The sequence below is a fragment of the Parabacteroides distasonis genome, from assembly GCF_004793765.1.
Classification (GTDB): domain Bacteria; phylum Bacteroidota; class Bacteroidia; order Bacteroidales; family Tannerellaceae; genus Parabacteroides; species Parabacteroides distasonis_A.
On sequence record NZ_SRYM01000097.1, the window covers coordinates 1 to 4,933 of the forward strand.

At 36.9% G+C, this 4,933-nt stretch carries 4 protein-coding genes and 2 tRNA genes; 5 read left to right on the plus strand and 1 reads right to left on the minus strand.

Features of this window, described 5'->3' with window-relative positions; translation table 11 throughout:
- Positions 1-96: 96 nt before the first annotated feature.
- Positions 97-339, plus strand: a complete 243-nt coding sequence (locus E5342_RS18560) for a transposase (protein WP_135960038.1) — start codon at positions 97-99, stop codon at positions 337-339.
- 120 nt (positions 340-459) lie between these two features.
- On the opposite strand, the gene E5342_RS18565 is transcribed toward E5342_RS18560, so the two are convergent.
- A tRNA-Pro gene (locus tag E5342_RS18565) sits at positions 460-533 on the minus strand.
- A 203-nt stretch (positions 534-736) separates the two neighbouring features.
- Between E5342_RS18565 and E5342_RS18570 the strand changes: the two genes are divergently transcribed.
- The 4 genes from E5342_RS18570 (at position 737) to E5342_RS18585 (ending at position 4,531) form a co-directional block, all read left to right on the plus strand.
- A tRNA-Phe gene (locus E5342_RS18570) sits at positions 737-809 on the plus strand.
- 135 nt (positions 810-944) lie between these two features.
- Positions 945-2,144 (plus strand): site-specific integrase, encoded by a 1,200-nt coding sequence (locus tag E5342_RS18575; RefSeq protein WP_135960039.1) that lies wholly within the window; start codon positions 945-947, stop codon positions 2,142-2,144.
- An 80-nt stretch (positions 2,145-2,224) separates the two neighbouring features.
- Positions 2,225-3,217: a hypothetical protein gene (locus E5342_RS18580; RefSeq protein WP_135960040.1), complete on the plus strand. Its 993-nt coding sequence runs from the start codon at positions 2,225-2,227 to the stop codon at positions 3,215-3,217.
- Positions 3,218-3,394: 177 nt separating this feature from the next.
- Positions 3,395-4,531 carry a hypothetical protein gene (locus E5342_RS18585; protein WP_135960041.1) on the plus strand — a complete coding sequence of 379 codons (1,137 nt, stop codon included), beginning with the start codon at positions 3,395-3,397 and terminating at the stop codon, positions 4,529-4,531.
- Positions 4,532-4,933 lie beyond the last annotated feature (402 nt).

Below are 4,933 nucleotides of genomic sequence, written 5' to 3' on the forward strand. Positions count from 1 at the left end.
CCAAAGAATACGTGCGGAAATCATATTCGCACATTATCCGGAGCTGAAATCAGTTCACGACTTGGCTACAGAGTTGACCGATGTGTATAATAGGATGTGGCACGTGGAAAGCTTGCCTTGTGGTACAATAAAATAGAAAAGCTTGGATACGGATGTCTCAGAACCGTAACAAATACCATGCAGAACTATTATGAGACAATACTAAACTATTTTGTTAACAGGGAAACGAATGCATTTGCAGAATCATTCAATGCAAAAATTAAAGCGTTCAGAGCACAGTTTAGGGGAGTCGGAGATATACCATTCTTTATTTTTAGATTATGCAAACTAACAGTGTAGATTTAACATACCCACAGCGTTTTCGGACTGACCCCAGATTACTGAAAAAATAGTCGCATAAACAAAAAAGGAGATATGCCTTGATTTTGACATATCTCCTTCCCCTTCCCTTCTTATGAGTCGGGATGAGAAGACTCGAACTTCCGACCTCCACGTCCCGAACGTGGCGCGCTAGCCAACTGTGCTACATCCCGTTTTTTGTTTTCTCGTGTCGTTGTTTCGATCACGGGTGCAAAGATACGCATTGTTTTTGAACCAGCAAGAGAAAAGTGATTTTTTTCTCAAAAAATAGATGTTTTACTTTCTTGTAAATTTTTCTTTCAAAATATTTGCTAGATTAAAAATAAAGCCTACCTTTGCACCCGTAATTGAAACAACGATATTTAAATAATATAATGGTGCCATAGCTCAGTTGGTAGAGCAAAGGACTGAAAATCCTTGTGTCCCCGGTTCGATTCCTGGTGGCACCACTTGAAAATCAAGCAGTTACGATCAAAAGTAACTGCTTTTTTTGTGTCTTTTCGGTGGTTTTTCCCTTCAAATCCCATTATTTTCTGTGTTTTTCGTGGTTTGTTTAAACCGATGTTTAAACCAGCGTTTAAACCATGAGTACAACTATCAATGTCGTATGTTACAAATCTAAAGTATTGAAAAACAATGAGTCTCCTTTGATGATTAGAATCTGTAAAGACAGAAAGATGAAGTATGAAAGCATTGGAATCTCGCTTGATCCTAAGTATTGGGACTTCAAAGCCAATAAACCTACTTCCAAATGTCCCAACAAAGAGTATATCGAAAAGGTGATTACAGAGAAAACGAAAGCCTATACAGATAAAATTCTGGAATTAAAGGCTATGGAACGAGAGTTTACGGTAACCACTTTGGCGGAAAAGGTAAACAATCCTGTAAAACTGAAAACCGTTGGCGATGTCTTTTTAGGCTATATGGAAAGGCTTTCAGCTGAGAAACGTACTGGATATATGCTTTCTGTCAAACAGGTGTATAACTCGCTTATCAAGTTCAACAAACATCTGAATATCTATTTTCCTGATATTGATACGGCTTGGCTACGGAAATATGAAACTTGGCTACGCTCAAACAATATCAAAGAAAATACAATCGGTATTCGTTTCAGGACGTTGAGAGCGATCTACAATCTGGCGATTGAAGAAAACATTGTCAAAGCAGAATATTATCCTTTTAAAAAGTATAAAGTATCTAAGTTACATGAAGAAACAGCCAAAAGAGCTATTACCAAAGAGGATATTAACAAGGTTCTTTCCTACCAGTCAAGTAATCCGTTTACGAGACTGCCTATCGACCTGTTTACTTTCTCTTACTTCATGGGTGGCATTAACTTCGTGGATATGGCATACCTTACGAAAGATAATATCATTGACAACCGTTTGATCTATTCCAGACGTAAAACAAGTAAGCTGATAAAGCTACCATTGCAGCCAAAAGCGATCGAACTGATCCATAAATATGCAGATCCTGATAATCCTTATCTATTTCCTATCCTTTCCACATTCCATAAAACGGAACAACAGCAAAGGAACAGGATTCATAAGGTGATCTCTAAAGTGAATGACCGTTTGAAAGCCATTGGCAAAGAATTAAACTTGCCTATAGACTTGACAACATACGTTGCCCGTCATAGTTTTGCCACATCATTAAAGAGATCAGGCGTGAATACCTCTTTAATCTGTGAGGCTTTAGGGCACAGTTCAGAGAGAGTAACCCAAATCTATCTGGACAGCTTCGGTAATGACCAGATGGAAGACGCAATGAAAAACCTACTCTAAACCAAAGAATCCTGTTTCCAGAAATGGGGACAGGATTCTTTTTTCTTTATTTTTGTGTGCAAACAAATAAAGACAAGAGAATGGCATACATCAATTTCCCTATTAAATTATTAAAGAAGATAGAGCCTCTGTTAGAGGAGTATTTCAGTTATGAGCGTTCCATGTTTCACTTAGAGTTTGAAGAAATTCATAATATTTACATCCAAAATGGAAAATACTCAAAAGAACAGGAAGAAACTTATCTCGCTGTTCCATCCTTTAAGCAGAGCTATATTGAGACCTCTTTAAATACAGAGAAGATGTATGAAACAATGATGCAAGTTGGAAAAGCTATCATGTTGGATTTTGGAGACTATGATTTCAACAAGATTCTCCAGATGTATTTTGATTTCGTGGATGAGGAATCTGTAACAGAAACAGATTGGAATATCGCTTATTCATTAGTCATGGTGGCTGCCATATACCATAAATATGTAAACTCTGATGGATTCTTTGATTCTCGTGATTTTCTGGTCAATGACTTGCAATCTGTTTATAACACTTTTGTTCGTCCAGATTTGTTGAAACTCTATGAAATGTTCCATGACAAGAAACAGATAAAAAGCAATACAATCCGTATTGAATACAATAATGAGGTTATCACCTTAGATAACTGTGATAATTGGTTTATGAACATGATTACTCCCTATCTGGACAAATATTTGGGCGTTTCCAGTCTGGAAGAGGCTCAAAAGGAACTGGAAGAAGATTATCCAACTAAAGGAAGAAAAGGAAGAAAGAAGAACAGTATAGTCGCAGACTGGATTTTATGGCAGACCTCCCAACTTTTGCAGCTCAGCTCTTTTGCAGATGCCAATGTTCAAATCAATAAAAGTCAAGCTGCATTTTTATTGGATTACATGAAGTATTTAGGACTGATAGAAGAGGACAGCCAGAAAGATGATATGTTGAATCTTCGTGCCACTCTCAACAACTTGAAGAAAAACAATCCAAAATTCAGTTGGTGGAATATCCCCAAACAGAAAGAATCACCCAATAATCCATTTAATGCTGATATTCATAGAGCTTGGTGATGTCATTTTTTTTGAATCTTCAAACTTAATCTAAACCGCTGTATAACTGCATTATAAACAATACGCCAAAACTTCGCTTTATTTCTTTATAGGAATCGGGACTGTCATACCCCCATCTTTGCAGTGTAATCAATAAACAATTAGAACCTAATGCTGTAAAGGTAAGCGTAAAAGAAAATGAGAAATTTAGATTCAGTTAAAGAAGCAAACGAGGTTATGACAGTTGAAAAGGCTAACGAGTTATTAAAGGAGAAAAGACAATTCTTGTTGAATAATGCAGATGCGGAAGACAACATCAAGAAATTGGCAGAAGTCAATGTGAGAAAAGCGGAAAGAGGGTATCTTGAAGCACTTAAAAAGGTGGAACTTCCAACTACACAGGTGATATTCTGGGACTTGACAAATGAGACTGAAGAACAAGTAACAATCACGAAAAGACAAAGTGAAATCATTATAGCTACATCTGATTACAGCATGTCTGTTGCCAAAACTAATATTGAATTAGGAAAGGGATTGATAGCCAATGATAAGTTTGAGAAAGTCCCACTTTATGTAACAAATGCCGACTTGTTCTATGATGCGGATATTACGCTGAAAGACCTGAACGGAAACATAGTGAAAAAAGGAACTCACAATGTCTATGTTCCAGTTGATTCCGCAAACGGTTATTGGCAATGGGCTACTTATCATGAGTATAACTTAAATGCCATTGTAAAAGAGGAGAAACAATTAGTCATAGAGAATGTACAAATTAAACGGTTTGATTCTTTGCAAGAGTTTGCCCAATACAGAGGAGTGAACAATGTACTAAGCCGTGGTTTCAACGGATTGGAGAAAGCAGGTAACGCAGCTTTGGCTACACAACATGAGTTTTATACTAAAGTGTTTCAAAAGGCTGTTGAGCTAAAAGCGAATATCAGTGTTGTTACCAAATACTACAATTTCGGTAAGACAATAAAACCGAAAGTATGGAACAGTGCCGTATTAGGCATAGTGGAAGAGAACTTTATTGAATATGACTTGGAAATTGGCGATGAGATAATCGAAACTCTTCAAAATATGGACTTCACAGAGAAAACTATCAAGAACCGCTATCTGATTGATGCTATTACCCGATTTGCCAACTATAAACCACAGGGTAAAGAAAAGATGATTGGAATCGCAGAAACCATTAGCACGATCAAGTCATTAAGCAGCGAAAGCGTAAGAATAATCAATATGGTAACATCTGACCATATTAACGTAATTTATACAGAGCTATTTACCCAATATTTAGATGGCAAAGGTCTCTTAAATAAAGAACAAGCCGCATAAATCACGCACAAAAGAACTCATGTGACAGGTGAGTTCCCATACCCAAAATTTCGGGGTTCGGTCTCAATCCGAACCCTGTCTCTCAAATATCCAGAGGCTTCACCCAAGTAAAAGGATAGACTGCCAACTTTTGATTGAAGCGGATAATAAACTACTATTTCTCTTACTTGGTTACAGCCCAAAGAAAAATCAGAGAATAAGGCTTGCCTATGGTTTGTATTTTCCTTTTCAGGGGATTTTTTGTGACTGGCTATATAAAAGTAAAATCTTCCAAAAATCCCCTGAAACTGGAACAAATAAGAGATAAGCATCCATAAATAGCCCTATTCTTCTTACTTGGATAGTCTCAACCCAAATAAAAGAGAAATGGGCACTTCCATTTCTGAAAGCACCCATAATATT